Below are 3934 nucleotides of genomic sequence, written 5' to 3'. Positions count from 1 at the left end.
TCGTCGAGCCGTCCCTCCAGCGCCCGCCCCTCTCGCGTCCACCCCTCCCATGTGAGCGCTCCACGGCAGGAGGGACATGCCAGCAGGGCCACATCGCCAGGCGTCAACTCGCGCCTCCCTGCGCCAGCTCCGTCTCGCCCCGCGCCAGGTCATCGGTGGCTTCGAGCCGCGTGAAGAGCTCCATCGCGCGCGCCATGTACTGCCGGCGGACCGGCGCGTCGGCGGGCCCATGGCGCCCCAGCTCGAACCAGGCGCGCCCTTCCTCGTAGGGCATCGCCAGGGCCTGGGCATGCCCCACACAGCGCCGCCACGTCCGGCGCGCGCGGCGCGGGTGGCCGGAGAGCGCGGCCTCCAGCCCGTTGCAGAGCAGGGCGAACGGCTTGCCGAAGACGAAGGCCCGGGCGAAGCGCCTCAAGGCCTTGCAGGCCTCATGCGCCGAGCGCACCAGCGGCTCCTCCTCCGACAGCGCCTCCCCGCCGCGCTGCTCCCACAGGCTCAGGTACACCTCGCACACGCAGGTGACGCCCGCGAAGATCCAGTACGCCACGGGCGTCATCTCCCGCAGCAGCGCCAGCCCGCGGTCCGCCATCTCCAGCGCCCGCGCCTCTTCGTGCTCCCGCAGCAGCGCGAGCGCGAGCGCGCCCTGGACGACGACCGTCTCTGACGCCCCGGCGTGGGCCTCGAACCAGGGCAGCTCCTCCTCCAGTTCGTGCAGGGCCTCGCTGGCCCGGCCCAGACGCACCAGGGGCGCGCCCCGGGCGCTCGGCCCCCAGTGCTGGGTCTGGACGGAGCCCCGCCGCCGCGCGGAGCCCTCCATCTCACGGGACAGCTCGATGCTCCGCCGGAACTGCCCGCGGTAGGCCCAGGGCAGCAACAGCACGATGCGGCTCTCCTCCGAGCACCGGTAGTCCCGGGCGGCATCGGAGAGCTGCCGGGCCCGCTCCCCCCACGCCTCCGCCTCCGTCCATTGGGCGTACCCGATGCCGCAGACCGTGCGGCGCACCAGGGCATAGGCGATGTCGGGAGAGGCCCCCAGGCGCTCGACGGTCCCCAGGCCGCGCGCGTGCCACTCCTCGACCCACGGGCGCAAGGGGGAGAGGCTGCCCAGCACCGTGGCCATGAGGATGCGGCCACGGGCCAGGTCCAGCGACGACCCGGTGGGCCTCAGCACGTTGAGCAGCCGGAAGACCGTCCACAGGAGCCGGGGGGCATCCTGGGCGTAGAAGAGGACCTCGCTCAAAATCCTCAGCAGCTGCCCTTCCTCGAGGCGCGACTGCCGGCGCTCGGGGGACCTCACGCGGAAGGCCCAGGGCACCGCGGACTGGAGCAGCGTTCCCAACACCTGCTGCACGACGCCCAGCTTCGAGCCCTCCAGCAGCCGCATCACGGGACAGCCGAGGTGCTCCAGCGCCCGCTCCAGGTAGGTGCGGCAGCGCTCCAGATCCCCCGTGAGGTAGTGGGCCTCGGCCAGCCGGCCCTCGAGGTGGATGACCCACCGGGCCTCGTCCGGCCGGGTCTCGGCGAAGGCCAGCGCCCGCTCGAAGTACGGCAGGGCCTCGCAGCAGGCGTAGACGGACATGGCTTGATCGCCGGCCCGCTCGGAGTAGCGCGCCTCGCGGGCCACGTCTCCCGTCTGCCCCCAGTGGTGGGCGAGCGCCGCCATCCACCCCGCCTCGTCCGGATGCGCCGCTTCGATGGCCCTCGCCGCCTCGCGGTGCAGTGCCCGTGCGTCCTCGGGCAGGAGGCTGTCCAGCAGCCCTTCGCGCAACTTGTCGTGGGCGAAGCGCCAGCGGTTCCCCGTCACCTCCAGCACCGCCATGTCCGCGCACTCGACGAGCCAGGCCTTCACGTCCAGCGAGGGCCAGGCCTCGTGCAGCAGCTCCTCGTGGATGTCCCGGCCGAGGGTGGCCGCCAGCCGCAGCGGTTCGCGCGCCCTCGGGGGCACCATGCCCAGCCGCCGCTCGACGATGGAGCGCATGCCTCCGACGAAGGCCGTGGCCGGCAGGGGCACGTCGTGGCCGATGTGGTCCAGCCGCCCGCACACCTCCGCCAGCGAGCGGATGACCTCGATGAGGAAGAAGGGGTTGCCCTCCGTCTCGTGCTCCAGCAGCGAGAGCACGCGCGGCTCGCGCCCGGGCGAGCCCATCATCGACTCGCTGAGCTGGGCGATCTCCGCGGAGGACAGCCGGGGCAGCCTCAGCACCTGGATCCCGGGCAGCTCCTCCGGCAGCTTGGGGCGCTCATCGTCCCGGTAGCTGACCAGGAACAGCAGCCGCGCCCCCGAGGCCTGCCTCGCGAGCCGCTTCAGCAGCGACAGCGTCGAGGAGTCCGCCCACTGGAGGTCCTCCAGGAGGACCACCGTCGTCTGGGGCAGCCGGTTGAAGATGTCCTCCACCGCGAGGAGCAGGCGCTGGTCGGCCGCCTCCGTGGCCAGTGGCTCGGGGTCCGCCACGGGCCGGCGCAGCACCTCCGCGATGTCCGGCACGAGCGGCTTGAGGACCGAGGCCTCCCAGTCCCCCAGCTCGGTGAGGCACGCCAGCGCGCGCAGCACCTCGTGCCACGCGTGGTAGGGCAGGCCGCCCGCGCGGACGGCCTGCCCGCGCAGCACGGGAATGCCTCGCGTCATCGCCCGGACGCGGAACTCGTCCAGCAGGCGCGACTTGCCCACGCCGCTCTCGCCCGCCACCAGCCACGCCCCGCCCCGCTCCTCCCGCTCGGCGCTCTCCAGGGCGGCGCCGAGCAGCCCCAGCTCATGATCGCGGCCGATGAAACGGGCCGCCTGCAGGAAGCTCTCGCGGGTGGCCACCGTCTCCACGGGCAGGCTCTGCCCCGTGGCCGCGCAGAGCGCGCCAATGGCCAGGTCCGCGCTCTGGAACCGGTTGCAGGGCAGCGGGTCGAGCAGCTTGAAGAGGAGCTGGGCCAGCCCCGGCTCCAGCTCCTGGGGCATGTCGAAGACCCGGCACTCCGAAGGATCGCGCATCCCGACGATCAGCCGGTCGACGATCCAGGCGAGCTCCGGCTCGAAGCTGTCGGCCCTGCCCTCCCCGTCCCCGTCCTGGCTCTCCGGCTCGTCCAGCCAGGCGAGCGCTGAGCTCTCCTCGCGGTGGGGCTGCTGGGAGCACGACACCCGTGGATGTCTTCCCACGAAGAGCTCATAGGCGAGGACTCCCACCGCGTAGAGGTCCGACAGCTCCGAGGGGGCGTCTCCCCGGAGCACCTCCGGCGCGAGGTAGCCCGGCGTCCCGGAGCTCATCGCGCGCACCCGCTGCTCCGGGCCGACCGCCAGGCCGAAGTCGAGCAGCTTCACCTGCCCGTCCACCACCAGGATGTTCGCCGGCTTGAGGTCGCGGTGGATGATGCCGTGCCGGTGCAGGTAGTGGAGCGCCTGGAGCATCTGCACCAGCATGTCCACCTGGACGGACCGGGGCTGCCCGCGCCCCGCCTGCGTGAAGGTCCGCGCCTCGTCGAGCAGCTCGAGCACGAGATAGGGCTGCGACCCGTCGAAGCCGTAGTCCAGCACGCTGATGATGTTCGGGTGGCGCAGCGAGGCGAGGACCTCGAACTCATGCGCCAGGACGAGCATCGCCCGGTAGCGATGCTTCGACGGCAGCTCGCTGACAGGGCACCCCCCGCCGGCGCGCTCACAGCGATTCGAGCGCAGCCGCTTCAAGGCCACCCGCCCGCCGAGCCTGTCCCTCGCCAGGTACACCGTCCCGAAGCCGCCGCGCCCCAGGCACCGCAGGAGCTGATAGCGATTGCCTACTTCCATGGGGGGAGAGCCGCCGGAGTGCCCGTTCCCCCGGATGGGCTCCCATGGCCGCTGCAATGAGGATTGTCCGAGCATCTGAAGCCTCCCTTCACACGATGACCATTGAGTCGGTGTGAGCCCGATGCGTACAGGGCACGCGGGGGACCTGCTCGGAGAGACACCGGG

General features: G+C 72.5%; 1 protein-coding gene. It reads right to left on the bottom strand.

Annotation, left to right across the window (positions count from 1 at the left end):
* Positions 1-103: 103 nt before the first annotated feature.
* Complete coding sequence (locus D7V97_RS40930; protein WP_158623563.1) at positions 104-3769, bottom strand: serine/threonine-protein kinase PknK; 3666 nt, start codon at positions 3767-3769, stop codon at positions 104-106.
* Positions 3770-3934: the final 165 nt, after the last annotated feature.

Source organism: Corallococcus sp. CA053C, assembly GCF_003611675.1.
GTDB lineage: Bacteria > Myxococcota > Myxococcia > Myxococcales > Myxococcaceae > Corallococcus.
Note: the sequence above shows the minus strand (reverse complement) of the source record. Positions and strands in the feature narration are given on the sequence as shown.